Here is a 26,344-nt window from a genome sequence, read left to right on the forward strand (position 1 = left end):
GGTCAGGCGGCGACGCTGATGCGGTGGACGGTCCGGCCGACGCCCTCCGGAAGGTCGGTCGCCCGGTGGTAGGTGGTCGCGGTCTTCCAGATCAGCAGGTCGTCGCGCGTCCAGCGGTGCTCGTAGACGTGCGCGGGGTCCCGCACCAGGGTGTCGAGCAGCGCGAAGAACTCCTCGTTGCCGTTGGCGTCCAGGCCCACGACCGAGTCCATGTACTCCCGGGCGGCGTACAGGAAGCGCCGGCCGGTGAACGCGTCGCGGCGGACCACGGGATGCTCGACCACCGGGTACTCGTGGGCGACCAGGGCCCGCATCTCGGCGATGGACAGGCCCACATGACGGGGCTCGATGCGCTGCTGCCTGGTCAGGGTGTGCAGGCCGGTGCGGCCCTCCAGGCGGGTCTTCCACTCCTCGGGCAGCCGGTCGTGGACGTCGGCGGCGGAGGCGAAGAGGGTGTGGCCGTGCTCCGCGGGCACGTTCACCCCGTGCAACACCGTGTACTCGGCCGGACGCGCGTTGTACGACGAGTCCTGGTGCCAGAAGTTCCCGACACGGGGGACGCCGATCGGCCTGTTCTTCCGGCGCTCGTTGGAGGAGACGAGGATCTCGGCGAACTCCGGGTGGCGCCAGTCGCTCAGCAGGAAGGGGACGGGGGTGCCGAGGCGGGCGGCGATCGAGATCTGCTGCACGGGGGTCAGCCGGATACCGCGCAGCACCACCAGGTCGCGCTGATGGACCGAGTCGACGACCTCCGCGAAGAGATCGTCGCTTCGCAGGTCGTCGTAGGTGACTGAGGTGTACTCGACGCCGATGAACGGGGTCAGATCGCGTCGGTGCATGAGGGTTCCTCCTTGTGCCAGGTGAGAGGGCTGGTCCGGGCCACGGTCAGCAGCAGCCAGGCGACGCACAGGGCGCCGCCGGCGACGGCCCACGGGATACCGGGGGCGCCGGGCCGGGAGAGCAGCAGGGCGAGGTGGGGCGCCAGGATGAAGGCGATGTTGACGCCGGTGGAGTAGAGACTGAGATCGCGGTCCGCCGAGGCCGCGCCGGACAGGTCGCTGACATAGCTGAGCAGCCCCGGGAAGACGACGATCTCCCCGGCGGTCCACACCAGCGTGGCCAGCACGAGCGACGGACCCGACCCGGACAGCGCCATCAACAGGAAGCCGGCGCCCGCGAGTCCATAGCCGAGGAGCAGGGTCGGCAGATGCCCCGTCCGGGCCATGAGCACGTTGAGCGGTACCTCGAACAGGACGATGCCCACCGCGTTCACGGCGAAGACGACGCCCGCCCAGTACCCGGGCAGGCCCAGCCCGACGATGACGTAGGTGGAGACGAAGACGGAGGGCAGCGAGTAGGCGAGCTGGACGGGCAGCGAGAGGCCGAAGATCGTCCAGAACCGGGCCCGTTCGTACGGCGTACGGCGGACCGCGCCCTGCTTCCGGACGTTCCGCCGTGGCGGGGGAGCGGCCGCCGCTCCGCCGGAGCGTGCCGCGAGGTACCCGGCCGCGGCCAGGGTGCAGCCGGCGTTCGCCCAGAACACCAGCCGCGCGTCGAGGGCGAAGAGCAGCCCGCCGACGACGGGTCCGGCCGCCATACCGAGGTTGATGGCGAGCCGGTAGCAGGAGAAGGCGACCTTCCGCTCCTCGGGACCGGCTGCGGCGACGGTCGCCGAGTACGCGGCCGGGGTGACGATCTCGTACGCGAAGCCCCACACCACGGCGAACGCGACGACCGCCGTCAGACCGTGCAGGAAGGGGAAGAGGATCAGGACCGCAGCGTTGAGGACCAGACCGCCGAGCATCAGCGCACGGGCGGACACCCTGCCGAGCAGCACGCTCGCCGCCAGGTCGGCGGCGAGCGCGCCCACACCGAAGCAGGCGAGGACCGTCCCGGCCATGGCCTTGCTCAGCCCCTCGTGCACCAGCAGGTGGGCGGCGAGGAACGGGTAGGCCATGGTGCCCGCGCGGAAGAGCAGGGTGGTGAGGAAGAGCACGCGCAGCGGGGCGGGCAGCCCCGCGACGGTACGGAACGTACGGGTGATCACGCGTCGCGCCCGCCCGCCGGGCGCCGGGTGAACAGAGCACCCGGATTGAACAGGCCCGCGGGGTCGAGGGCGTCCTTCAGCTGCCGGTGGACCCGCATCGACACCGGGCCCAGTTCCCGTTCCAGCCACTCGGTCTTGAGCTTGCCGATCCCGTGCTCGCCGGTGACGGTGCCGCCGAGGCCCAGGGCGAGGGCGAGGATCGCGTCGAAGGCGCCGCGGGCACGGGCGTACTCCGCCGCCGACGACCCGTCGTACAGGACGGTGGGGTGCATGTTGCCGTCGCCCGCGTGGCCGACGACGGCCACGGTCAGCCCCGCCTCCGCCCCGATCTTCTCGCAGCCGGTCATGAGTTCGGCGATCCGGGTGCGGGGCACCGCCACGTCCTCGGTCATGCAGGCACCCCGCGCCTCCAGGGCCGGGAGGGACACCCGGCGGGCCCGGAGCAGCAGACCGCCCTCGGCCGGGTCCCGGGTGGCGTGCGTCCAGTCGGCGCCCGCCTCCCTGAACAGCCGGTCCATGGCGTCCAGTTCGGCGGCGGCCGACGCGCCGCCGGCGTCCGACTGGCACAGCAGCAGGGCGCTGCCGTCACCCGCGCCGAGGTCGGCCCGCAGGTACTCCTCGGACGCCCGCAGCGAGGTGGCGTCCATGATCTCCATCAGGGAGGGCACCAGACCGGCCCGGACCACGCGGTTGACGGCATCCCCGGCCCGCGCCACGGAGTCGAAGGCGGCGACGATCGTGCCCGGCGCGGCGGGCAGCGGACGCAGCTTCAGCGTCGTCCCGGTGATGATCCCGAGCGTGCCCTCGCTGCCCACGAACAGCCGGGTCAGGTCGTAGCCGGCGACACCCTTGACGGTCCTGCGGCCCGTGCCCAGCAACGAGCCGTCGGCCAGGACGACTTCGAGGCCCAGCACGGCATCGCTGGTCACGCCGTACTTTCCGCAGCACAGACCGCCGGCGTCCGTGGCGAGGTTCCCGCCGAGCGTGCACCAGTCGAGGCTGGACGGGTCGGGCGGGTAGAACAGGCCGTGCTCGGCGGCGGCGTCCCGGAGCGTCCGGTTGACCACCCCCGGCTGGACGACGGCCAGCCGGTTGTCCGCGTCGAGTTCGAGGATCCGGTCCATCCGGGTGGTGACCAGGACGACACAGCCGTCGACCGCGTTGGCGCCGCCGGTCAGGCCGCTGCCCGCACCGCGCGGCACGACGGGCACACCGGCCTCCGCGCAGGCGCGGACACAGTCCTGCACCTCGGCGGTGCCGGCCGGCAGCACCACGGCGCGGGGGCGGCCCGCCGGGGCGAGCGGCATCATGTCGCGGGCGTAGCCCTCGGTCGCGTCCGGGTCGGTGAGCACGGCGGCGCCGCCCACCGCCTCCCGCAGCCGGTCGATCAGGTTCACGGGGTGCCGTCCCCGCCGTCGACGAGGATCGCGCGGGCCGGACAGAGGTCGGCCGCCTCGTGGACGGCGTCGGCGAGCGCGGCGTTTGGCGCGGGGGCGAGCAGCACGACGATGCCGTCGGTCTCGTCCTGGTCGAAGACCTCGGGTGCCGACAGGACGCAGTGCCCGGCGCCGACACATCGCTCGGGTTCGAGGGTGATCTTCACAGTCGTGGGTTCCTTGACGGTCAGAAGGGGGTTCACCAGGTGACGGGCAGTTCGTGGACGCCGTAGACGGCCATGTCCGACTTGAAGCGGACCTCCTCGACGGGCACGGCGACCCGCAGCTGAGGCAGGCGGTGGGCGACGGCGTGGTAGGTCTCCTGGAGCTCGACCTTCGCCAGGGACTGGCCCATGCACTGGTGGGGGCCGTAGCCGAAGGCGAGGTGGCCGTGGGCGCGCGTGCCGGGGTCGAAGTCCTCGCCGGAGGGGAAGCGGGCAGGGTCCCGGTTGGCCACGTTGATCGCCGCGATCACCCCTTCACCGGCCCTCACCAGGCGGCCGCCCACCTCGACGTCCTCCGTCGCGATCCGGCGGATCCCGCGCTGCACGATGGTGAGATGGCGCAGCAGCTCCTCGACGGTGCCCGCGACCTGCCGGGGGTCCTCGTGGCCGCGCAGGGCGGCCCAGTGGGCCGGGTGGCGCAGCAGGGTGAGGATGCCGAGGGAGATCATGTTGGCCGTGGTGTCGTGTCCAGCGGTCAGCAGCAGCAGGGCCGTCGCGCTCAGGGTGCGGCGGCTCATCGCCCCGGTGCGCACATGCCGGACCACCATGCGCCCGATGAAGTCGTCCCCCGGTTCCTTCTCCCGGCGGGCCACGAGGGATTCGAGGTAGTCCTGGAGCTCCTGGCGGGCCGCGGCGGCGGTCTCGGTGCTGCCCGCGACCGCGTTCATGGTGTGGGTGAGCGAGCGGAACAGCTCCCGGTCCTCCAGGGGCACGCCCAGGAACTCGCAGATCACCGAGAGCGCGACGGGCAGCGCGAGATCGGCCACGAGGTCGGCGCGGCGCGGTCCTTCGAGCACGCGGTCGAGACAGTCCGCGACGACGCCGCGCACGGCCGGGCGCCACGACTCGGCCTGCCGTACGGTGAACTCGCTGAGCACCAGGCGCCGCAGCGCGTCGTGCTCGGGGTTGTCCATGATGAGCAGCGTCGGTTCGACGGCCGTCTCGGCGGCCGCGACGGCACTGGAGAGCGGATAGCCGGGGCGGCGCTTGTCGGCGCTGAACCGGGGGTCGCTCAGCACCAGCCGGGCGTCCTCGTAGCGGGTGAACAGCCACGGGCGTACGCCGTTCCAGATCGGCACGCGGGGCACCTCCGGCTCGGCGCGGAGCCGGGTGACCTCCCCTGGCGGGGCGAACGGGCACTGGCGGGCCATGGGATAGAGCACTTCCGTCATTCGCTCGTCTCTCCGGTCGGTGCGAGGTACCGCCACCAGCGGTCGATCACGGCGTCGTGCCAGTCGGGCACGGCGATGCCGTGCGGGCGCAGGGCGGCCAGGGTGGCTTCGTTGCGGTAGCGGGCCGGTGCCACCGGATCGGCGTCGCACAGCTCGCGCAGGTGCTCCCGGTAGGCCAGGGCGGGCAGTTCGGTGCCCCGCGCCACCGCGTCGTCCAGGCGCCCGAGCCAGGTGGCCAGGCCGACCGGGTGGGTGCGGGAACCGCTGCGCCGGTCGTGGCCCGCGAGGAAGACGCCGAGCCCGGTACGGCGCGGATGGTGCAGGTGGCGGACCGTGCCCGGCGGCGCGTCGGCGAGGGCCAGCGCCACCAGGGCACGGGCCATGACGTCGACGGGCAGGGCGTCGGAGGCCAGGTCCGGGTGGTCGGGGTAGCAGCCGAGGGCGGCCGAACTGACCAGGAGCCGGGTGAGCATGTCGTCGTGGCTGAGCGCGCCGGTCGTCGCGCTGCCACCGGCGCGGCCCAGCCGGTACGTACGGGCGTCGGCCCCTCGGGAGACAGCCTGGCGGACGAGGTGTTCGGCCGCCCACTTCGCCGCGGCATAGCCCCGCCCGCGCGGGTGGCGTTCCCGCTCGGCCGGTGTGGACTCGCTGAGGGTGCGGGGACGGCCGTCCGGCGCGTGCTGCCGCAGCACGGCCAGGGTGGAGACGTGATGGAAGCGGGCGGCCGTACCCTCGGCGGCGATCCGCAGCAGCTCCTGGGTCCCGCCGACGTTGGCCGCGGCCAGGTGCTGGTAGCCGGAGAGGTGGTGGACCTCGGCGCCCAGGTGCAGGACGGTGGCCGCCGCACGGGCCGCGTCCTGCCCGGCGGTTCCGGTCAGCCCGAGGCCGGGCAGGGTCAGGTCACCGGGCAGCGGCACGATCCGGGGATCGGCGGTGTCCAGGGCGAGCGCGTGCCGGCGGGCCGCCCCCGCCAGCCGGGCCCGGGCCGCGTCGGGCGTCGCGGCGCGCACCAGGCACAGCACCGGACCCTCGGTACGGTCCAGCAGTTCCCGCAGGACGTGGATGCCGACGAACCCGGTGGCACCGGTGAGCAGCACGGAGTCGGTGCGGCGGGCGGCGGCGACGGGCCCGGTGAAGGCGATGGTGGGATCGAGCACCACGTCGCCGGGGAGCACCACCGCGGTCTCGGTGCCCGCGTCGGGGCGGGTGAGTGCGCGCGCGGTCGCCCGCACCGTCGGCTCGGCGAGGAAGTCACGGACCCGTATCCGGGTGCCGTACCGTCGTTCGATCTCGCCGAGCAGCCGGATGACGCGCAGCGAGTGCCCGCCGAGGGCGAAGAAGTCGTCCGACAGCCCGATGGCCGGGCCGGCCCCGAGGACCTCCCGCCACAGCGCCAGCAGCCCCTGCTCCAGCGGGCTCGCGGCGGGAGCGGACTCCCCGGCCGGGCCGGGATGCCGCGCGTGGGCGGCGAAGCGGGTGGCGAGCGCCGTGCGGTCGGCCTTGCCGTGACTGCTGGTGGGGATGTGCGCGACCGGCACGACGAGTCTGGGCACCATGTGGCCGGGCAGATGCCGCACGAGATGGGCGCGGACCTCCTGCTCGTCGGCGCTGCCCACGTAGGCCACACCCAGGTCGGCGTCCGGTCCCTCGCCGACCAGTACCGCGACGGCCTCACCGATGCCCTGATGGCGGGTCAGGGTCGCCTCGATCTCGCCGAGTTCGATCCGGAAGCCGCGCAGCTTGATCTGTCCGTCGAGCCGGCCCAGGTAGTCCAGCGTGCCGTCGGGCAGCCGGCGCACCCGGTCCCCGGTGCGGTACAGGCGCCGGTCGCCGAGGACGGGGACCGTGGTGAACAGGTCGCGGGTGCGGTCGGGGTTGTCCCAGTAGCCGAGGGCCACTCCCGCGCCGCCCAGCCAGAGCTCCCCGGGGACGCCGGTGGCGGCGAGCCGGCCGTGGCGGTCGATCACATGCGCCGTGGTGCCCGGCAGCGCCCGCCCGATCGGGACCCTGCCGCGGTCCTCGTCCGGTCCGGCCTCGTGGGTGGTGGCGAGGATCGCCGCCTCGGTGGGGCCGTAGCCGTTGATGACGGTGCGCTCTCGGGCGTAGTGGCGGGTGTCGTGCGGGTCGGCGGGCTCGCCGGCCACGACCAGGACCCGCACCGAGGCCAGATCGGGGCGGCCCAGCGCGCGCAGCAGCGAGGGGACGATGACCATGACCGTCACGTCGTTGTCCCGCAGGACGCGGCCGAGCGCGGCGGCGTCCCCGCGGGCGGTGTCCCCGCAGTACACCAGGGTGCCGCCGGAGACCAGGGGCATGAACTGCTCGTAGGCCGCCACGTCGAAGCCGGGCGAGGTGAGCTGCAACCAGACGTCGTCCGAGGTGAAGGGATGGCGGGCCAGGTTGGCGTGCAGGGTGTTGACGACCGAGCCGTGCGAGACGACCACGCCGCGCGGCCGGCCCGTGCTGCCGGACGTGTAGATGATGTACGCGGGGTCGGCGGCGCGGGCCGTCTGCCGCGCGGGCGGCGTCTCGTCCGAGGGGCGGACGAGCCGGTCGATGTCCAGGACGGGCGGCACACCGACGGGGTCCGAGCCAGGGCCGAACAGCCGGTCGGAGATGTCCTTCGCGGTCACCAGCATCCCGGCCCGGGCGTCCGAGAGCACGTACCGCAGCCGCTCGGCCGGATAGGCGGGGTCGAGCGGGACGTAGGCCGCGCCGGTCTTGAGCACGCCGAGGACGGCCACGACCAGCAGGGGGGTCCGCTCCAGGCAGAGAGCGACGCGCTCTCCGGGCCCCGCCCCCCGGGCGTGGAGCCGGGCGGCCACGTCGTCGGAGAGCCGGTCGAGTTCGCCGTAGGAGAGGGCGGTGTCCTCACGCAGCACGGCGGTCCTGCCGGGGTGGTCGGCGGCCGCGCGGGCGAACAGCGAGGTGAGCGTGGCGTCCGGGTGGACCGGCGGCCCCTCGGGCTCCGCGGTGGCCAGGAACCGTCCTCGCTCGCCGGGTTCGAGCAGCTCGATGTCGCGCAGGACCTGGTCGGAACCGGCGTCGGCGAGCCGGCCCAGCACGGCGACGAGCTGACCCGCGAGCCGCTCGACGGAGTCCCGGCGGTAGAGGTCGGTGCTGAACTCCACCTCCAGCCCGAGCCCCCGAGGCGACTCCTGGAAGGTGAAGCTCAGCTCGAACTTCGCGGTGTCGTCGTCGGCCGTCGGCCAGGGCTCGACCGGCGCCCGGCCCAGCCGGAGCGGACGGGGCGGGTGCTGCTGGTGGTTGACGACCACACGGAACGCGCTGGTCGCGCGGGAGGCACCCGTGGCGCCGAGTTCCCGGCACACCGTCTGGAAGGGCACGTCGTGGTGGCCGTGGGCGGCGGCCGCGGCCTCGCGGACCCGCCGGAACAGGGTGGCGACCGGTGTGTCCGCGGTGGCCTCGACCCGGACCGGCAGCAGGTTGACGAAGTAGCCGACGAGGTCCTCGGTGCCGGCCCGTCCACGGCCCGTCGTCAGGCTGCCGAGGCAGAGCGAGTCGCGTTCGGCGTGTGCCGCGAGGACGGTGTACACGCCGGCCACGCAGAACATGAAACGGCTGACGCCGTGCCGGCGGGCGGCCTCGGCGTACCGCTCGCTCTCGGCGGCCTCGATCCGCACCCGCACCCGGTCACCGGCCCCGCTGAGCACGGCCGGCCGGGGACGGTCGGTGACCAGGTCGGGAGCGGCGGCGCCGCCCTCCAGGGCGCCGCGCCAGAACTCCAGTGCGGCGGCCTCGCGTTCCCGGACGCGGTCGAGGGCCTCGCGCACATGGTCGGCGAACGTCAGCCGGAGCGGCGGGAGTTGGGTGGCATGGTCGTCGTACAGGGCCGACAGCTCGGTGAAGAAGAGGTCGAGGGACCAGTCGTCGGCGATGAGGTGGTGGATGCCGAAGTGGACGACGGTGGCGGATCCGTCGAGGGTGACCACGAGGGTGCGGACCAGCGGGGACGTGTCGTCGGCGGTCGCCCGGGCGGCGATGAGCGCGCGGATCCGGTGCCGCTGCTCCGCCGGCGGGACCCGGGTCATGTCGTAGTGGTCCACGGTGGTGCCGGGATCCGCGTCCGGTGTCTGCCACCAGCCGTCCGCGTCCTGCCGTACGGCGGTGCGCAGCGCCGTCTGCCGGTCACCGAGCACGGTGAGCGCGTGCCGCAGCCGGTCCACGTCGACCGGCCCGCGTACCAGGAAGGTGCGGGAGATGACGTACCGCTTGCCCGGCGCGGCCAGCTGCTCGAACCAGATGCCCTCCTGCCCGGGCAGCAGCGCAGTCCGGCCGGGAGCGTCCGGCACCTGCCGTCCGGTGGCCGGTGCCGCGGTCCCGGCCGGGGCGGCGGCGTCGACGAGTGCGGCGAGCCCGCGCACCGTGGACGCCCGGAACAGGTCCCCGACGGACAGGGCCGTACCGGTCGCGCTCTCCAGACGGGCCAGGACGGTCATGGCGGAGAGCGAGTCGCCGCCCGCGGCGAGGAAGTCGCTGTCGGTGCCGACCGGGACGCCGAGCACGTCCTGCCACAGACCCGCCACGACCCGCTCGGTGGGTGTGTCCGGGATGCCGGGCCCGGCCGTGCCGTCCGCCCGCCCGGCCAGGCGGGCCAGGGCGGGGCGGTCGGTCTTGCCGTTCGGGGTGACCGGCAGCTCGGTGAGAGGTGTCACGGTCGCGGGGACCTGCGGCGACGGCAGGAGTGCCGCCACGTGGGCGACGAGGTCCGCTTCGGTGGCGGGCTCCCGGAGGACGGCGAACGCCACGAGCCTGCGCCGTTCGCCGGTGCCCCCGGCCACCACGACGGCCTCACGGACCGCGGGATGGGCGAGCAGGGCCCGTTCCGTCTCGGCCGGTTCGACCCGGTGGCCGCGGATCTTCACCTGGTCGTCGGTGCGGCCGAGGAAGGCGAGATTGCCGTCCGGCAGCAGCCGGACCCGGTCGCCGGTGAGGTAGGCGGTGCGATCGGCACGGCCGGGCTCGGGGACGAAACGCTCGGCGGTGAGGTCGGGACGGCCCAGGTAGCCGCGGGCCACGCCGGACCCGCCGACACAGAGTTCGCCCTCCTCGCCCGGGGCGACGGGGCGCCGCTCGCGGTCGACGACGTGGACGGTGGCGTCGGCGAAGGGGCGCCCGATGGGCACGTCCGCCCAGTCGTCGGCGTACGGGTGATCCGCGTCGAGCACCAGCCAGCAGGCGTAGACGGTGGTCTCGGTGGGGCCGTAGCCGTTGACGATCCGGCACCCGGGCAGCTCGCGCAGTGCGGTGCGCACGGCCTCGGCCGAGGCCCGGTCGCCGCCCGACACGCACAGCCGCAGTCCCCGCAACGCGTCGGTGATGTGCTCCATGGCGAGCCGGAACAGCGGTGCGGCCAGCCGCAGCACGCTCACGCCGTGCCGGCGCACCTCCCGCCCGATGTCGTGGACGCCCGGCCGTGCGGCTTCGGGCAGGACGAGCGTGGCCCCGTTCAGCAGGGCGCCCCAGATCTCGAAGACGGACGGGTCGACATGGAGGGGGGCGAGCTGGAGCACCACGTCGGCGGGCCCGAACCCCGCCTGCGGGGCACGGGCGAGGGCGAGCACCGAACGGTGTTCCACCCGCACGCCCTTGGGGCGACCGGTGGTGCCCGAGGTGGCGATGACGTAGGCGGTCATGTCCGGGCCGCCGCCCGGCGCGACGGTGAGCGGTCCGGGGTCCGGCATCTCCTCGTCCACGGCCAGGACCCGCACCCCGGGCAGCAGCGCGCGCAGCCGGTCGGCCTCGGCGGGCGCCACCCACAGGGTGCGCAGGCCGAAGTCCGCCACCAGGGCGCGCAGTCGCGCGTCGGGCGCGTCCGGGTCGAGGGGCACGTAAGGGCATCCGGCGAGGACCGTGCCGAGGACGGTGGCGATGGTCCCCGCGGAGCGCGGGGCGCGGATGCCGACCACTTCGCTGGCCGCCCCGGCTGCGCCGAGCCGGGCCGCGACGGACGCGGCCCAGCCGGCCAGCCGGCGGTAGGTCAGGCGCAGGTCGCCCCGGACGAGCGCGGTGTGCTCGGGGCGGGTGCGTACGACGTCGGCGAAGGCGTCGCCGAGGGTATGGGTGCTGGCTGCGTTCATGTGGTCTGGTTCAGCGCTCCTGGCCGAGGGCCTCGACCACGCTTGCCGTGTCGTAGAGGTCCAGGTAGCGCGAGATCAGACCGTCGCGCACGGTGAAGACGTTCATCCACTGGGCTTCGTAGTGGCGGTCGTTGGCGAGTACGCGGGTGCGGCTGACGCCGAGGACCACGACCCGGTCACCGGCGTCCAGGTAGTCGTACGCCACGCACTCCTGCACCTGGATCAGCTCGCGGACGACGGAGAAGAACCGGCGGAACCCCTCGACGCCCCGGTAGGTGCCCGCCCAGGGCAGGGACTTGGGGCCGTGGTAGATCCACTCGAAGTCGTCGGTGAGGAGGGCCTCGATGTCCGCCAGCCGTTCCTCGTCGAAGAGTGCGAAGAAGCGGCGGACCACATCGACGTTCTGCCGGCTCATACGGTGCTCCTTGCGGTGGTCGGTTTGCGCACGAAGGCCCGGACCCGCTCCCCGAGATGGAAGAGGCCCACCTGGGCGAGAAGGCGGTACGGGGACGTGCGCGAGAGGTCCCGGGCCGCGCGCATCACCTGGCGGATCTCGTCCTCGGTGGCGACCAGCGGCAGCAGGAAGACGTCGTAGACGACGAACGCCCTGGCCCGGGTGATCCACCAGAGGATCAGGGCGAAGGTCATCCACTCGCCCTCGGGTTGGAGGAAGCGGCGCAGCGGTCCGGGGACGCGGGGTTCGAAACGGCCCAGCAGGCCCTCGGCGAAGCGGCGCCCGACGACGCCGGCGGGCCCGGTGTCCATCGCGGCGATCCCCTCGTCCACCACGGCGGACAGGGCCGCCACCCGCCGCTCCAGTCGCAGCGCGTCGACCTGGGCGACCGCCTGGAGGGAGAAGTGGGCGCCGAGCTGGTGGGCGTGCTGCGTGCGCAGCTCCTCGACCAGCCGGGGGTCGGTGCGGCGGGCGGCCTCGTGGACGGCGCCGGACACCAGGGCGGCCCCGGTGGGGAAGCAGCCGTAGCTGAGCGCCTTCGACAGGCTCATCAGGTCGACCTCGGGCAGCCTGCCCTGGTGCGCGAACCGGGTGCCGCAGCGGTGGTACGAGGTGAGGACCTCGTCGACGCCGACCAGGTACCCGTGCCGCTCGCGGCCCTCGGAGACGGCGTCGAGGAGGGACGACGGAATGGGGGCGTAGGAGTCGGAGCTGCCGTGGACGAGTTCGATCCAGACCAGGCCGACCTCACCGGTCGCCGCCTCCTCGCGGAACTCCTCGGCGGCGTGCGGGGTGTACGGGTCGATGTAGCGGATGTCCTCGTACAGCGGCCCGAACGGGGCCCGGGTGCGCTCGGCGGCGGTGGCCAGCAGGGACACGAGGGTCTTGCCGCCGTAGTTGTGCTTGAAGACCACGATCCGGCGCCGCTCGGGGCGGGCCAGCCGGGCCAGGACCATCGCGCTCTCCACCGCCGAGGCGCCGCTGACGGCGGGAAAGGCGTGCGGCAGGCCGGTGTCCCGGGCCAGGACGCGCTGGAGTTCGGCGACATAGTCGCGCCCCGTGTCGTGTGCGTGGACGACGTCGGTGAGCGCGTCGGCGGGATTGTGCCCGTTGACCCCGAGACCCGCCCCGCACAGCCCGTCGACGAGGTCGAGGCGGCGGCCCGAGTCCAGCTGCACGGTGAGCCGGGAACCCTTGGCGCGTACGACGTGCAGGGCGCCGCGCAGCTTGCGGTGCATCCGCACGGTCATCGGGTTGACGTGCCGGGCGTACAGGTCCAGGGTGCGCTGCCAGTCGCGGTCAGAGGCTGCGAGGACGCGGCGCACGGGGTGCCGTTCGTCCCAGCGGCCCAGCAGCCGGGCCTTGACCGCGCGCATGGCGACGGTGTTGCCGCCGTACGTGTTGGAGTGCAGGAACCCGGTCGACGGGGTGGACCAGGGCGCGAACAGGTCGGGACGGCCTGCGAAGGCGCCGAAGGGAACCTCGTACCCGGTGAGGGACTCCCCGAGGACGAAGAGGTCGGGCCGCAGCGCGCGCACGGTGTCGGAGGGCGGGGCCAGCGGGTCGACGTCGGACAGGTCCAGGACGATGCGGGTGCCGCGGCCCCGGACGGCCTCGACGAACGCGGCCAGGTCGGCCAGCTCCTCCGCGTCGAGCCGCTCCGTACCGCGCAGTACCAGGCCGCAGTGGTCGGCCTCGGCCGCCGCGGCGCGCAGCGCGGCGAGGGTGGGGTGGCCGTGGAGTCCGGGGGCGAGTGCGCGGTCGGGGCCGTCGCCGAGCGGGTCGGCGCGCCGGGTGAGGGTGCCGTCGGGGTCGAGGACGAGGACGTGTCCGCGGTGCCGGGCCGCGGAGCCGGACGCGCCGTGGCGCAGCAGCTTGACGGCTCCGTGGAGGGCCTCGTACCGCGAGTTGGCGAAGAAGCAGCGGTGGGTCGCGGCTCCGCCGAGTTCGCGCAGGAACTCGCTGATGAGGTGACCCGCGTGGGCGGAATCGGCCGTCACGAACCAGGAGGGCATCGCGAAGATCGGATGCTCCTGTTCGATGAGGTCGGCGAGGGTGGCGAGGGTGTCGCGGCCCGCGGAGCGGAACAGGGTGGTGGCCGTGGCGGGTGTGGCGTCGTGGCTCTGGACGTGGTTCTGGAACAAGGCGGCACCTGGGCTCGAAGCGGGTTCGGGCGGTTCGTCGGTGCGGGGGGCGCCGCCCCACCCCCTTCCTTCCGGGGGGGGGTGTCTAGCAGGGAGCGTGTCTCGAGAACAGGGTGCCCCGCGGGCGGGAGGGGGGGTTTGGCGTTTTGTTGGTGCGCGGCCCGCGGCGAACCTCCTTTTGGCGGGGGAGGGTTTCGGCGGCGGGCCCCCGGGGCGGGCGGCGGGTGGAGCGATGTCAGGTGCGCTCTCCCGCCGCCCGCGGTTCAGGAGGCCGTCACACGCAGGGTGTCGGCCTGCTCGCCGCCCCAGGTCAGGGTGACGGCGGGGGTGGCGGGCGCGGTGGGCGTCGCCAGCCAGCCCAGGAGCGAGCCGTCCCGGCACACGGCGAGCGCCGCGGTGCCCGCGGGCAGATCGACGGCCCAGTCGCCGTCGGCAGCGGTGATCCGGTCGTCCGCGCCGGTGGGGTTGAACGCGCCGATCAGGCGCGTGCCGTCGGGGCCCGTCCGGGTGAGGGCGACGGCACGCCGGTGGACGGACGTCCAGCGCGGGGCGCCCGTGGCCAGTCCCGCGACGAAGCCGCCCACGGCGCCGTGGGCGGGGACGCCCGCGGCGACGGTGACTTCGCCGGGCACGGCGCTCGCTCCGGGGTGGCCCGCGCGGAGCACCCCGAGGGGCCCGGTGGCGTCCTGGGCGTCGCGGTGCGCGGCCGCGTCGAGCCAGCGCAGGCCCACCAGCCGGTGGGTGTCCCGCAGTTGCTCGTGGACGGCCTCGGTGAGCTCGCCCAGCACGGTCTGCCCCTCCCGCTGCCAGGCGCCGGCCTCCGCCAGGGCCCGGTCGACGAGCAGGTCCGCATCGCGGTCGAGCCGGGTGGCGGCAAGCGCCGCGCCGTGGCGGTCGAGGAAGAGGGCGAGCAGCCGCAGGCTCTCCGCGGTGGGGTTGTGGCCACCGGCCTCCGCGAGGGGTGCTCCCGGGCAGTACGGGGGAGCGTGGAGGGCCGGGTCGACGCCTTCGGCGCGCAGCCCGTCCGGGTCCATGTCGATCAGCTCGCCCCAGGTGCCGGCCGCGCAGGCGGTGTAGACGCTGACCGTGGTCGATCCGAGCGTGAGGGCCAGCAGGGCGTTGAACAGGGGCGTGCGCGGACCGGCGAAGGTCTCGTCGTCCCAGGTGAAGCCCCAGTTGGCTTCCAGCACATCGGTGTCGCCGAGCAGGATCTCGCCCAGGTGCGTGGCGAAGGCGTCCGAGCTCTGCGCCGGGTTGCCCACCCACTCGGTGTGCCCGATCAGATGCCGGGAGCCCTTGAGGGCACGGTGGCGGGCGGCCCAGGCGTCGATGGTGGCGTCCGGTCCCGTGGCGCGAGCCAGGGGCACGTTGGCCACGCGGACGGGGCCGGCCGGGAACAGGTCGGAGATCCAGTCCCACAGGCCGACGATGGCCTCGCCGGACCAGCGCGACCACTCAAGGCGCAGTCCGCTGGGCCAGTCGGCGAGGTCGTCACCGGTGCGTGCCGCCTCGTCGGCCAGTCCGCGGGCGGACAGCCACCGCGCGAACTCCTCCCGCGCCGCCGGGGAGGCGTCCTGGGCGTCGATCGCGATGTGCACGTCGCCGGACATGCCCTCGTTGCCGAGCTGGAGCGCGACGACGGGGCCGCGCGGGGCGGCCGTGGGGGACACGACCTCGTCGGCCACGGCACGCAGCCAGGTGGCGACCTCCTCCTTGACGGCCGGGTCGAGGAGGCTGGGCAGGGGCTTGGCCTGGGAGGTGAGCAGGTCGCCGTTCAGCCCCCGGTAGGGCGTGTGGTCCGCGCCGCAGAGCCGGTCGGGCAGCCCGCCGAGCTGTACTTCCGCGTGGATGAAGGGGCCGGGCTTGACCAGGACGGTGAGGCCGGCCTCGGCGGCGAGGCCGATCAGAGCGACGACGTCGCGCTGTGGGTCGGTCTTGCCGTGGAAGTCGAACGCGCGCCGCTCGCCCTCGCCGGTCTCGTGGAACCGCCACGGCAGGTAGAAGGAGACGACGTCGACGCCGAGGGAGCGCAACTTGCGAAGGTTGCCCGCCCAGTTGGCCGGATCGGCGCGGTAGTAGGGGTACTCGCCGATGACGACGGGGCGGTCCGAGCCGGGGATCAGCGCCGTGTTCAGCCGGGTGCTCATGCGGTGCTCCCGTCCTGGTTCGGTATGAGGACGACCTTGAGCGCCGTGTAGTCGGCGCCCGGCACGGCGGCCAGGGCCTTGAAGGCCTCCGCGTGGTCCCCGAGCGGGAAGCGGTGGGTGATCAGCCGCTCCAGCGGGATCGATCCGGCCAGTTCGACGGCCTTGGGGAAGATCATGCTGTTGTAGTCGCCGGCGCCGATGATCTGCAGTCCGCGCTGGAGGATCTCCAGCGGACGCACGGTGGCGGCGGCGTTGCTGTTGAAGCCCATGACGACGATCCGGCCGCGCTGGGCGGCGTAACCGAGGCTCTGCTCCAGGAGGTTGCCGACGGAGTCGACGACCAGGTGTGCGCGGTGGGTGAGTTCCGCGTCGTCCGGGGTGTGGACGGTGATCCGGCCCTCGAACTCGGGGGCGGCGAAGATCTCCCGGTCCAGCGACTGGCGGACCGGGTCGGGTTCGACGACCAGGACCCGGGCGCCGTAGCGGGCGGCGGCCATGGCGGTGACGGCGCCCATCGGACCGCCACCGACGATCACCGCCGTCTCGCCCGGCTGGAGCCGGCCGGCCTCGATGTTGTTGAGGGCGCAGGCGAGCGGTTCGACCACGACGGCCCGGTCGAAGCTCATTCCGTCGGGGATCGCGTGGCAGAACAGCTCGGGCAGGCGCATGAACTCGGCGAAGGAGCCGTCGTAGTCGAGCCCGACCTCGGTTCCGGCCTTGTTGCCGCAGAAGTTCCAGTGCCCTTCCAGGCAGGTGGCACAACTGCCGCAGTACAGGGTCGGGTTGACGATGACCCGGTCACCCGGTGCGAACCGGGTCACACCGGGACCCGTCGTCTCGACGACTCCGACGGCCTCGTGTCCCATCACGACCCCGGGCTCGGCCGGGAACTTGCCGACGAGCACGCTGCGGTCGGTGCCGCAGATACCGCTCTGGACGATGCGGATGACGACGTCGGTCGCCTCGCGCGGTTCCGGCTTGGGCCGGTCGACCAGCTCCAGGGAGCGGTCCTCGGTCAGTGTGAGTGCCTTCATGCGTCCCCCTTGGAGGCCGCGGCGGTGCCACGGCCCAGTTCCCAGCTGATGGAGTCGAGGAGTTGCGTGTGCAGTTCGGGCGTCGCCGCGGCGATGCACGACTTCTGGTTCAGCGGCCCGAGGTCGACCAGCGAGGTCGTCCCCAGGTCCTCGCCGTAGGCGTCGGTGATCACGACGCCGGCCTGCCGGGCGAGGTAGACGGCGGCGGCGATGTCGTACGGGAACAGGTGCAGGATCGAGCCGCGTCCGACGCGCAGGAACTCGGCCTCGGTGTCGGGGTGGTCGCGCAGGATCCGGTTGCCGATGTCGACGTAGGCGTCGAGCTGCCCTGTGATGATGCGGGAGATGGAGAAGGTGGCGCTGTTGAAGACGAACACGCCGCCGGTGTTGGCCGACTGGTCCACGAGGTGGGAGTAGGCCGCGTTCATCAGGTGCATGGGGTGGCCGTTGAACTCGATCGACCAGAACATCTTCGTCAGGTCGGTGGTCCGGCTCAGCCGCGGCACGGGGTTCGGGTGGCCGCCGCTGGAGAGGCCCTCCGTGTCGTCACCGTAGATCCAGGCCCCGCTCTTGATCTCCACCAGGCAGGCGGCCGTCACGTCGGCCAGCGTCGGCTTGCCGTCGCCGTAGGGCGCGACCGCGATGGAGACCATGCCCATCTCCAGGCCGGCCGAGGTGGGGCGGGTGCCGTCGATGGGGTCGACGACCAGCAGGTACCGCGGGTCGGGGGCGAGTTCGACGAAGGCGCCGTCCTCGGTGTAGACGGCGACGGGCACCTCGGCGTGGGCGCGCAGGTAGTCCAGTACGGCCTTCTCGGCCACCTCGTCGACGTCGAACTGGGCGTCGCCGCCGGGGGAGTCGCCGTGCACCTGGCGGGCCAGGCCCTGTTGGCCGTAGGTCAGCAGCTCGGCGCGGACGTGTTCGCCGAGACCCTTGAGCAGTTTCTTCACCGGGCCAGCTCCGACATGAAGAGGTTCTCCAGCTTGTCGCAGATCTCCTCGGCCTGAGCCATGGTCAGGATCAGCGGGGGACGGATCTTGAGGACGTTGCCGTAGCCGTAGCGCGAGGTGCGCAGGATGAGGCCGTGGTCCATGGCCGCGCTCGCCAGGTGGTTGGTGAGCTTGACGGCCGGCTTGCCGTCGGGCTCGCACATCTCGAAGCCGATCATCAGGCCGACGCCGCGGACGTCACCGATGGCCGGATAGCGCAGCTGCATGTCGCGGAGCCGCTCGAGAATATAGTCGCCGGTATGCGTGACATTCGCGAGGAATTCCGGCTGCCGCACAATGTCGAGGGTGACGTTGGCGGCCGCTGCGGCAAGGAGATTCGAGCCGTACGTGAAGGAGTGGTGATGCGCGGGAAGCCCGGAAAGGCGGTCATTGGTGAGAATGGCGGCGACCTGCGCTCCGGAACCGCCGAGGCCCTTCGCCGTGGTGATGGCGTCCGGCTCCACACCGAAATGCTGGGCCGCGAACATATGGCCGGTGCGGCCGATGCCCGTCTGGATCTCGTCGAATATGAGGGCGATGTCGTGCTCGTCGCAGAAGGCCCGCAGTTTCTGCATGTAGCCGTCCGGCGGCATGATGTTCCCGCCGTTTCCGGAAATCGGCTCGATGAGGACGGCGGCGACCCGGCCGCTGCTCGCGTACTCGATGAAGTCGTCGATGCGGTCGACGCACATCAGGCCGCAGGTTTCCTTGTTCTGCCCGTAGAAGCAGCGGAAGCAGTACGGGTCGGGCACCTGGAGGCTGCCCGGGTACAGGAGCGGGAACGGCTCACGCCGGAACGCGTTTCCTGACATGGAGGCCATCATCATCGTCTGTCCCACATGACTGCGGAACAACGTGATGACCTCGGACTTTCCGGTGGCGTGCTGCGCCATCTTGATGGCGCCCTCGTTGGCGGACGACCCGCCGGAGACCTTGGGGTGGACCCGGGTCAGGTTGGCCGGCGAGGTCTCCACGAGCCGCTGCACGAGCCCGTTGATCGGGTCGCTCTGGTACGAGGAGGTGAGGTGGACCACCTTGTCGAGCTGGTCCTTCATCGCCGCGATCACGGCGGGGTGGGAGTAGCCGAGGCTGAGGTTGAACGTCGCCGACGCGCAGTCCAGGTAGCGTTTTCCGTCGGAATCGTAGAGATATACGCCTTCGCCGCGCTCCATCTTGAGGGCGCTGACGGGATAATAGAGATGGTCGGTCACTGCCTCGGTGGTCATATTTCCCCCTGAGTTAGAAACGAAGCTCATGCTTCATATTTCCGTTGGTCGAAGAAGCGCGCCGGTGAAATCCGACTGCTGAACACACCCGTCCCATGCGGTGTGCGACACGGAGGGGACGCGGCGGAGCGGTATTTCCATGCGGTCCGAGTTCACAACATCCCCCCATTAAGAAGATCATATCGAGTCCCTCGCTGGCAAGGAGGGGCAGAAATTCGCGGACGATTGCTAGCCGGGAAAGGCCAGGGCCGCGGCGGAAACGGCGATCGAGCGCTGCACGGCGGCCGAGGCGCGGCGCAGTGCCTGACCGGAACGCGGCGCGCCGCGTTCCAGCAGGGCGAGCGCCCTCGCCGCGGGCAGGACCGCCGGCCGCACCAGGTGTCCCTGGCGGGCGGCGATCAGCAGCACGGCGACCGCCAGGGCAGAGGCGTCGGTGGCATCGGGCCGTTCGGCGGCGTGGCGCACCCGCGCCCTCGCCTCGCTCATGCGCTCACCGAGCGTGCCGAGCGCGGCGGCGCGGGCGCACTCCTCCTCGACCTGCCGCAGCGCGGCGGGGCCGAGCGACTCGACCCACTCCCAGGGCGGCCGCGCCCGGCCGGCCGCGCCGACGCCGCGGAGCACTCCGTCCTGGACCGCGTCACCCGTCGGGCCGCCTTCGCACGGCACGACACGGTCGTCCCCCAGCTCCAGCCGCCGAGCGAGCGCGAGTTCGAAGAGCGCCGCGCCGACGACCGCCCTTCCGGCCTCGGTCCGGGACGGCCAGGGCCAGGATCCTCCTTCTCCGGCCCCGCACAGGGCCAGGAGGAGAGGCGTCGGTGTCACCCCGCCTTCTCCTCCTCCAGTGCCGCGGCGAGGAGGCCGACGCGGGTGAACACATGACCGCGCATGCCGACCTCGCGGGCCGCGGACACGTTGTCGGGACGGTCGTCCACGAAGAGGATCTCCTCGGCGGGCAGCCCCAGTTCGCGGCTGCACCACGTGTAGGCGGCCGGCTCCGGCTTGGCGCTGCCGATCCGACAGGACATGCCGACCACGCTGAAGTGCCCGAGCCACTCCTGGGTGGCCTCGTAGTGGACGGCGAGCTCCTCCGGAATGTTGGAGAGGAGTCCGAGGCGCACGCCCCGGCCGGCCAGTTCGGCCAGGAAGTCCACGCTCTCCTGGTCGACCTCGCTCCAGCTGGCCAGGTCGGCGCCGATCAGGTCGTCGACCTGCCGGTCGGTGAACGCGGCGCCGAGCCGGTCGCTCACGCTTGCCCAGTAGGCGGGGCCGAGGACGTCGCCGCGGTCGTACGGTGGGCGCAGCGACCAGTAGGCGTCCCAGAACCGCTCTCCGCTCACGCCGGCTGTTCGTTCGATCACCGCCTGGGACTCCGTGGACTGGACACGGGCCAGGACTCCGAACATGTCGAAGAGGACGGCCTTCACGCCTGCACCTCCGAGGGCTTGGTGGTCCCGGCGGAGTCGGCGCTCGGCGCGGGCAGTCCGTCCGGATCGGGTGCGTTGCTGCGCAGCCAGAAACTGAGCACGAGGCAGACCGCGGCCAGAGCGAACATGACGAGCGGCAGCGCCTTGACGTCCATCCCGTCGATGACCACGCCGAGCAGCGGCGGGAAGGCGACGCCTCCGATCATCGACGCCGCCATCACATAGGCGCCGGCCGCGGCGACGCTCGGCACCGCCCGGTTCAGCCAGGGCAGACACGTGGGGAAGATCGGGGCGATGGCGAGGCCGACCCCGAAGTAGGCGTAGGGCGCCGCCCAGGGGATCGTCGCGAGCAGCAGGAATCCCGCCATGCCCGCGGAGCACACGGTGAGGATCGCGGGCGCCGAGAAGCGCAGGCAGAGCGGAACCACGACGAAGCGGCCGATGGTCATGGCGGCCCAGTACGCCGATGTGGCGGTGGCGGCGGTCGCGGCGGCGTAGCCCACGGTCTCCAGATGGGTGGGCTCCCATCCGCCGACTCCGGTCTCGATGGCCACGTGCAGCACGTAGATGCCGATGAAGGCGGCGATGATCGGCGCGACGCGGGCACCGGTGCGGGTCGTGGCCTCGACGACGGGTTCGGGCTCCCGGGAGGCCACGCCGCCGAGGGTGAACAGGATGAGCACACAGACGGCGGCGACGCCGACGAAGATGCCCGGGTAGTGCTCGGCGCCGAGCCATCCCACCAGGGCCGGCCCCGCGATCGCACCGACGCCGAAGTGGCCGTTGAGCAGGTTGAGCATCGCGGTGCTGCGGCGGCCGAAGGCGACGGCGAACAGCTGGTTGAGGCCGTAGTCGACGCCGCCGAAGCCGAGGCCGATGACGAAGGTGCCGACGAGGGCCATGGGCCAGTTGGGGGCGACGGCGAACGCCACCGATCCCACCGCCATGAGCAGGTAGGAGGCGCCGAGCAGGATCCGGTGGCCCAGCCGTACGCGCAGCAGGTGGTAGATGAGCACACCGACCACCGCGGCGGCGAAGTGTCCGCTCAGGCTGAGTCCCGCGACGGCGGGGCTGATGCCGTACTCCTCGCGCAACGCTGGGATCGCGGGACCGTACAGGGCCTGGAGGGCTCCGATCACCACGAACGCCCCGCAGGAGGCCACGATCGCCATCGTTGTGATCAACGGTTGTGGGGCCCCGGACGGATCGGGTCTGCGGGCTGTGGACATCGAGCTCCTCAAGGGGACGATAGTTGAACATGAATCAAATGAACATGGAAAGGCGCAGGTCAGGCGGGCAGCTCGGCCATACCCTCTCATGGATCGTGTGTTCTTGAACAGATTGGCTGTTCATTCGGTCAGCCATCCTGGCGGAATGGCCGATACCCTCCCTGGCATGAACGTGATGGAGAGACACAACTTCGTGATCGAGATGCTCATGCGTGAGAACCGCGCGACCGTCGCGGATCTCGCCAGCGCCACGGGGACCTCGGAGATGACGATCCGCCGGGACCTGGAGGTCCTGGAATCGCGCGGGGCCCTGCGCCGGGTGCGCGGCGGCGCGGTGAGCAATCTGCCGGGCGGGGTCGAACCTCCGTACGCGATCCGCGCGATGTCGGGCACGGAGACGAAGGAGCGACTCGCGCGTACCGTGCTCTCGCTGCTGACGGACGGCGAGACGGTCGCCCTGGACACCGGTACGACCATGGTGGCCGTCGCGAAGGCCATGGAGGACCGGCAGTTCACCGTCACCCCGCTGTCGCTGCACGCGGCCTTCGCCCTGTCCACCCACCCCGGCATCCAGTTGCTGCTGCCCGGTGGCCAGGTCCGTTCGGGAGAACTGTCCTTCTACGGCCAGACACCGGCCGACACCTTCAAGGACCTGTGCTTCGACACGTTCGTACTGGGCTGCTGCGGGGTCGACCCGGCTCGCGGAGCGACCGCGTACAACCTCGACGACGTCCAGGTGAAGCGGGCGGCTCTCGAGTCGGCCCAGCGGGTCATCCTGGTGGCCACGGCCGAGAAGCTCGGCCGCACGGCTCTCGGGCGCATCTGCTCACTGGAGGAGATCGCCCTGGTCGTCACCGACGCGGCGCTGGACAACCCGGTGGTCGAGATGATGCAGGCACGGGGCGTACAGGTGGTCCATCCGCAACCCTGAGCGCCGGCGGCCTCGCGAAGTTCCTGTGTCCCGGGGGCATGTCCCGAATGGGCGAACCCGCTAGCGAGAGGTAGGGGGCCGACCATGCCCGAACGCCGCCGGCGACGGGTTCTGGAGGGCTGGTTGTCCACACCGACGTCGTGGCACCTGCTGCATCGCGTGATGCGTGACGAGCGTGAGCTGGACGCGGCCTGGACGTACCGCAAACAGACCGTCCACGACGTGGCCTTCACCGGCGGCGCGGGCCCACGACGACCAAGTGCTGCGCGCCGCCGATCTGTTCGGACTGCTCCGCAAGGAACGCCACATCGAACGCGGACCGGGCCGCACGGTGTGTCGAACGCCGTCTACCTGTACCTCCGCGACCCCGACCACGAGACCTACCGCTGGAACGTCCACTACGACCGCCACTGCGCATGGCCGCGCTCGCCGATGGCGGGCTCGCTCTTGACAGGAGTCGACAGGGGGCTTTCCTGTCCAGGAACCAATTGTGTTGCGTATCACACTACAGTTGCTTGATGCGCAACTCCTGACGGGGAGTGGCGCTACAGATGACTCGCAAGCCACCTGTCGAGGACTCCGGCGACCAGGCGGCCGTCGTCGTCCGGCTGGAACCGGCCGGTGCCGATCCCCGCCCCGGTGCCTGACCTCCCCCCGCTGGCCCGCTTCGGGGGCCTGGTCGCCACCGACCTGCGGGACGTGACCGGCGATCCGGAGGCCCTGGACTCCGCCGGATTCTGGGCCGTGGTCGCCGACTTCGAGGGACACCTGGTCTGCGCCCGCTTCGGGGACGTACGCCGGGTGCCCGGGCCCGCCGCCGCGCCCGGTGCGTGGCGGGGTCCGCACCCGGACGCCTGGACGTCCTCCCTCGACCGGGCCGCCTATACCGCCGGGGTGCGGCGCATCCGTGAGCACATCGCGGCCGGCGAGGTCTACCAGGCGAATCTGTGCCGGGTCCTGTCCGCGTGGCTGCCCGACCCGGAACGCGCGGACGTCGACGCTCTCACCGCCCTGCTGGCGCGCGGCAATCCGGCTCCGTACGCGGGCACCGTGCGTCTGCCGGCGCACGGTGTGGAGATCGCCACGGCCTCGCCCGAGCTCTACCTCCGCAGGGACGGCCGGACGGTCGAGTCCGGCCCCGTCAAGGGCACCGGGCGCACCGCCGCGGACCTCCTCGACAAGGACCACGCCGAGAACGTCATGATCGTGGACCTGGTCCGCAACGACCTGGGGCGCGTCTGCGCCACGGGCTCCGTGACCGTTCCCGAGCTGTGCGCCGTGGAGGAACACCCCGGTCTGGTGCACCTGGTCTCCACCGTGCGCGGCGAGCTGGCCGAAGGCGCCGCATGGCCGGAACTGCTCGCCGGAACCTTCCCGCCGGGGTCCGTGACCGGTGCCCCCAAGTCCAGCGCGCTGCGCATCATCGCGGCGCTGGAGAACGCGCCCCGCGGTCCGTACTGCGGGGGCGTCGGCTGGGTCGACGCGGACCGCGGCACGGGTCGACTCGCCGTCGGCATCCGCACGTTCTGGCTCGACCGCACGGCTCCCGGCGGGCCCTTACTGCGCTTCGGCACGGGGGCCGGGATCACCTGGGACTCCGACCCCGAGCGCGAGTGGGCCGAGACGCGGCTGAAAGCGCGGCGACTGCTGACGGTGGCGTCGGGCGAGTACCCGCGCAGCTCCCGCACGCCCTCTCGCGCGGGCGGCTGACGGTTCGTCCGGTCGGGCAACTCCGCACGTCCGACCCCTTGACAGCCCTCCCCGGCGCCCAGAGGGTTGTTGCCCATAGTGAATGCCGATGCATTATTCGCAACGACGCGCCATGGCGGCAGTTCCGCCTCCCCTTCTCTCGTGGTTCCCGCATCCGCTCCGGCGTGCCGGTCGGTCAGGCGGAATCACCGACGAGTTCCCCCGTCGTCGTCCGCGACGAAGACTCCACTGCCGTCTGTGGAAAGGACGCCCTGATGAACAAAACCCGCGAAAGGGATGGGAGCCGTAGCCATCCCGTCGAAGCGGCTCTGCCAGGAAGCCCGGCGGCGACCGCCGGCCCCCGGACCGACCTGATCGTCTTCGGTGTCGCCGCGGCGCTCACCCTCGCCTTCGTCGTGTGGGGTGCCACCGCGACCGACACGCTGGAGAGCGTGTCCGGGAAGCTGCTGGACGGGACCATCCGCAACGGCGGCTGGGCCTTCGTCCTGGCGGCTTCGGGCTTCGTGGTCTTCGCCCTCTGGCTGGCGGTGAGTCGTTACGGGCGGATCACTCTGGGCGAGGAGGGCGAGCAGCCCGAGTTCCGCACCGTCTCATGGATCGCCATGATGTTCAGCGCGGGCATGGGTATCGGCCTGATGTTCTACGGCGTGAGCGAGCCGCTGTCGCACTTCGTCACGCCGCCGCCGGGCACCGACCCGGCCGACGCCAACGAGGCCATGGGAACCGCCATGGCCACCACCCTCTTCCACTGGACGCTCCACCCGTGGGCGATGTACGCGGTCGTGGGTCTGGCCATCGCCTACAGCACCTTCCGGCGCGGACGCCGGCAGCTGATCAGTGCCGTGTTCACGCCGCTGATCGGCGAGAAGCGGGCGAACGGCTGGGGCGGCCGGGTCATCGACATCCTCGCGATCTTCGCCACCCTCTTCGGCTCCGCGGCCTCTCTGGGGCTCGGCGCCCTGCAGATCGGCAGCGGCTTCACCGGGCTGGGCTGGCTGGGATCCGTCGGCACGGGCCTGCTGGTCGCCGTGATCGCGGTGCTGACCGTGGCGTTCGTCGCCTCGGCGGTGTCCGGGATCGAGAAGGGCATCCAGTGGCTGTCCAACATCAACATGGTGCTGGCGGTGACCCTGGCGGTCTTCGTGTTCCTCGTCGGCCCGACCATCTTCATCCTCGATCTGCTGCCCACCTCCATAGGCGCCTTCTTCGGCGACCTGGCCCAGATGGCCGGGCGCACCGAGGCGTCGAGCGGTGAGGGCGTGGCCGACTGGCTGGCCGGCTGGACGGTCTTCTACTGGGCCTGGTGGATCTCCTGGACGCCCTTCGTCGGCATGTTCATCGCGCGCATCAGCCGGGGCCGGACCATCCGGCAGTTCGTCGGCGGCGTCATCCTGGTCCCCAGCACCGTCAGCCTGCTGTGGTTCGCCGTGTTCGGCGGCTCGGCGATGCACCTACAGGACGAGAAGCGCCTCAGCGACGCCTCGACCGCGCAGGGCCAGCTCTTCGACGTGCTCCAGCAGTACCCGGTCGCCACGATCTCGAGCGTGGTGGTGATGATCCTCGTCGGCATCTTCTTCGTCTCCGGCGCCGACGCCGCCTCGATCGTGATGGGCACGCTCTCGCAGCGCGGATCCCTGGAACCGACCCGCGGTGTCGTCGTCTTCTGGGGCGTGCTGACCGGTGCGGTCGCCGCGATCATGCTGCTCATCGGCGGCGGCAAGGGCGACGCGCTCACCGGACTGCAGAACCTCACCATTCTCGCGGCGGCTCCCTTCACCGTGGTGATGGTCGGCCTGTGTATCGCGCTCACCCGCGATCTGCGCCAGGATCCGCTCATCATCCGCGGGCGCATCGGCAAGGAAGCCATCGAAACGGCCGTCATCGCCGGCCATGAGCAGTACGACGGCGACTTCGAACTGCGCATCGGTCCCGCCACGTCCACCAACGGCACGGACCCCGCAAAGCCCGAGCAGCCCCAGTAGCCAACGCAGTCCGCCTCCTCCGCTCGCTGAGAGCGGTGGGACCCACGCCCGGCGGGGGCAGGGCAATCACACTTCTTGGACACCTATCGGCGAG

General features: G+C 72.2%; 18 protein-coding genes. 3 read left to right on the forward strand and 15 right to left on the reverse strand.

Annotated elements, in window-relative coordinates:
- Positions 1–2: 2 nt before the first annotated feature.
- The 15 genes from ACFU95_RS32015 to ACFU95_RS32085 form a co-directional block, all read right to left on the reverse strand.
- Positions 3–839: a TauD/TfdA dioxygenase family protein gene (locus tag ACFU95_RS32015; RefSeq protein WP_383834651.1), complete on the reverse strand. Its 837-nt coding sequence runs from the start codon at positions 837–839 to the stop codon at positions 3–5.
- On the reverse strand, positions 821–2,047 hold the full coding sequence (locus ACFU95_RS32020) for an MFS transporter (RefSeq protein ID WP_383834654.1): 1,227 nt from the start codon (positions 2,045–2,047) through the stop codon (positions 821–823). Before ACFU95_RS32020 ends, ACFU95_RS32015 begins: the two co-directional genes overlap by 19 nt.
- On the reverse strand, positions 2,044–3,444 hold the full coding sequence (locus tag ACFU95_RS32025; RefSeq protein WP_383834657.1) for an FAD-binding oxidoreductase: 1,401 nt from the start codon (positions 3,442–3,444) through the stop codon (positions 2,044–2,046). The genes ACFU95_RS32020 and ACFU95_RS32025 overlap by 4 nt, the downstream gene beginning before the upstream one ends.
- Positions 3,441–3,686 (reverse strand): ferredoxin, encoded by a 246-nt coding sequence (locus ACFU95_RS32030; protein ID WP_383834660.1) that lies wholly within the window; start codon positions 3,684–3,686, stop codon positions 3,441–3,443. The genes ACFU95_RS32025 and ACFU95_RS32030 overlap by 4 nt, the downstream gene beginning before the upstream one ends.
- The gene (locus ACFU95_RS32035; protein ID WP_383834663.1) at positions 3,683–4,879 is read right to left on the reverse strand and encodes a cytochrome P450; all 1,197 of its coding nucleotides are present in this window, start codon (positions 4,877–4,879) and stop codon (positions 3,683–3,685) included. Before ACFU95_RS32035 ends, ACFU95_RS32030 begins: the two co-directional genes overlap by 4 nt.
- On the reverse strand, positions 4,876–10,980 hold the full coding sequence (locus tag ACFU95_RS32040) for an amino acid adenylation domain-containing protein (protein WP_383834666.1): 6,105 nt from the start codon (positions 10,978–10,980) through the stop codon (positions 4,876–4,878). The genes ACFU95_RS32035 and ACFU95_RS32040 overlap by 4 nt, the downstream gene beginning before the upstream one ends.
- A 10-nt stretch (positions 10,981–10,990) precedes the next feature.
- Complete coding sequence (locus ACFU95_RS32045; protein ID WP_383834669.1) at positions 10,991–11,395, reverse strand: nuclear transport factor 2 family protein; 405 nt, start codon at positions 11,393–11,395, stop codon at positions 10,991–10,993.
- Positions 11,392–13,578 (reverse strand): aminotransferase class III-fold pyridoxal phosphate-dependent enzyme, encoded by a 2,187-nt coding sequence (locus ACFU95_RS32050; protein ID WP_383834672.1) that lies wholly within the window; start codon positions 13,576–13,578, stop codon positions 11,392–11,394. The genes ACFU95_RS32045 and ACFU95_RS32050 overlap by 4 nt, the downstream gene beginning before the upstream one ends.
- Positions 13,579–13,841: 263 nt before the next feature.
- On the reverse strand, positions 13,842–15,725 hold the full coding sequence (locus tag ACFU95_RS32055) for a beta-galactosidase (protein ID WP_383834675.1): 1,884 nt from the start codon (positions 15,723–15,725) through the stop codon (positions 13,842–13,844).
- Positions 15,722–16,759 carry a zinc-binding dehydrogenase gene (locus ACFU95_RS32060; RefSeq protein WP_383834678.1) on the reverse strand — a complete coding sequence of 346 codons (1,038 nt, stop codon included), beginning with the start codon at positions 16,757–16,759 and terminating at the stop codon, positions 15,722–15,724. Before ACFU95_RS32060 ends, ACFU95_RS32055 begins: the two co-directional genes overlap by 4 nt.
- Entirely contained in the window at positions 16,756–17,709 is a 954-nt protein-coding gene (locus ACFU95_RS32065; RefSeq protein WP_383834681.1) for an inositol monophosphatase family protein, read from the reverse strand. Before ACFU95_RS32065 ends, ACFU95_RS32060 begins: the two co-directional genes overlap by 4 nt.
- Positions 17,706–18,974 carry an aspartate aminotransferase family protein gene (locus ACFU95_RS32070; RefSeq protein ID WP_383834683.1) on the reverse strand — a complete coding sequence of 423 codons (1,269 nt, stop codon included), beginning with the start codon at positions 18,972–18,974 and terminating at the stop codon, positions 17,706–17,708. Before ACFU95_RS32070 ends, ACFU95_RS32065 begins: the two co-directional genes overlap by 4 nt.
- A 228-nt stretch (positions 18,975–19,202) precedes the next feature.
- The gene (locus tag ACFU95_RS32075) at positions 19,203–19,796 is read right to left on the reverse strand and encodes a GPP34 family phosphoprotein (RefSeq protein WP_383834686.1); all 594 of its coding nucleotides are present in this window, start codon (positions 19,794–19,796) and stop codon (positions 19,203–19,205) included.
- On the reverse strand, positions 19,793–20,398 hold the full coding sequence (locus ACFU95_RS32080) for an HAD family hydrolase (protein WP_383834689.1): 606 nt from the start codon (positions 20,396–20,398) through the stop codon (positions 19,793–19,795). The genes ACFU95_RS32075 and ACFU95_RS32080 overlap by 4 nt, the downstream gene beginning before the upstream one ends.
- Positions 20,395–21,570 carry an MFS transporter gene (locus tag ACFU95_RS32085; RefSeq protein WP_383834692.1) on the reverse strand — a complete coding sequence of 392 codons (1,176 nt, stop codon included), beginning with the start codon at positions 21,568–21,570 and terminating at the stop codon, positions 20,395–20,397. The genes ACFU95_RS32080 and ACFU95_RS32085 overlap by 4 nt, the downstream gene beginning before the upstream one ends.
- 223 nt (positions 21,571–21,793) lie before the next feature.
- Here ACFU95_RS32085 and ACFU95_RS32090 point away from each other — a divergent pair, with 223 nt between their 5' ends.
- The 3 genes from ACFU95_RS32090 to ACFU95_RS32100 all read left to right on the forward strand — a co-directional run bounded on the left by ACFU95_RS32090 (position 21,794) and on the right by ACFU95_RS32100 (position 26,250).
- On the forward strand, positions 21,794–22,558 hold the full coding sequence (locus ACFU95_RS32090) for a DeoR/GlpR family DNA-binding transcription regulator (protein WP_383834695.1): 765 nt from the start codon (positions 21,794–21,796) through the stop codon (positions 22,556–22,558).
- A 639-nt stretch (positions 22,559–23,197) separates the two neighbouring features.
- Positions 23,198–24,268: a chorismate-binding protein gene (locus ACFU95_RS32095; protein ID WP_383834698.1), complete on the forward strand. Its 1,071-nt coding sequence runs from the start codon at positions 23,198–23,200 to the stop codon at positions 24,266–24,268.
- Between the two features lie 254 nt (positions 24,269–24,522).
- The gene (locus ACFU95_RS32100) at positions 24,523–26,250 is read left to right on the forward strand and encodes a BCCT family transporter (protein WP_383834701.1); all 1,728 of its coding nucleotides are present in this window, start codon (positions 24,523–24,525) and stop codon (positions 26,248–26,250) included.
- Positions 26,251–26,344 lie beyond the last annotated feature (94 nt).

The organism is Streptomyces sp. NPDC057623 (genome assembly GCF_042800355.1).
Classification (GTDB): Bacteria; Actinomycetota; Actinomycetes; order Streptomycetales; family Streptomycetaceae; genus Streptomyces.

What these genes read in the sequence shown, in the direction of transcription:
- ACFU95_RS32015 (WP_383834651.1), bottom strand. Translation starts at nt 839, where the DNA reads ATGCACCGACGCGATCTGACCCCGTTCATCGGCGTCGAGTACACCTCA.
- ACFU95_RS32035 (WP_383834663.1), bottom strand. Translation starts at nt 4,879, where the DNA reads ATGACGGAAGTGCTCTATCCCATGGCCCGCCAGTGCCCGTTCGCCCCG.
- ACFU95_RS32040 (WP_383834666.1), bottom strand. Translation starts at nt 10,980, where the DNA reads ATGAACGCAGCCAGCACCCATACCCTCGGCGACGCCTTCGCCGACGTC.
- ACFU95_RS32045 (WP_383834669.1), bottom strand. Translation starts at nt 11,395, where the DNA reads ATGAGCCGGCAGAACGTCGATGTGGTCCGCCGCTTCTTCGCACTCTTC.
- ACFU95_RS32055 (WP_383834675.1), bottom strand. Translation starts at nt 15,725, where the DNA reads ATGAGCACCCGGCTGAACACGGCGCTGATCCCCGGCTCGGACCGCCCC.
- ACFU95_RS32060 (WP_383834678.1), bottom strand. Translation starts at nt 16,759, where the DNA reads ATGAAGGCACTCACACTGACCGAGGACCGCTCCCTGGAGCTGGTCGAC.
- ACFU95_RS32070 (WP_383834683.1), bottom strand. Translation starts at nt 18,974, where the DNA reads ATGACCACCGAGGCAGTGACCGACCATCTCTATTATCCCGTCAGCGCC.
- ACFU95_RS32085 (WP_383834692.1), bottom strand. Translation starts at nt 21,570, where the DNA reads ATGGCGATCGTGGCCTCCTGCGGGGCGTTCGTGGTGATCGGAGCCCTC.
- ACFU95_RS32090 (WP_383834695.1), top strand. Translation starts at nt 21,794, where the DNA reads ATGAACGTGATGGAGAGACACAACTTCGTGATCGAGATGCTCATGCGT.
- ACFU95_RS32100 (WP_383834701.1), top strand. Translation starts at nt 24,523, where the DNA reads ATGAACAAAACCCGCGAAAGGGATGGGAGCCGTAGCCATCCCGTCGAA.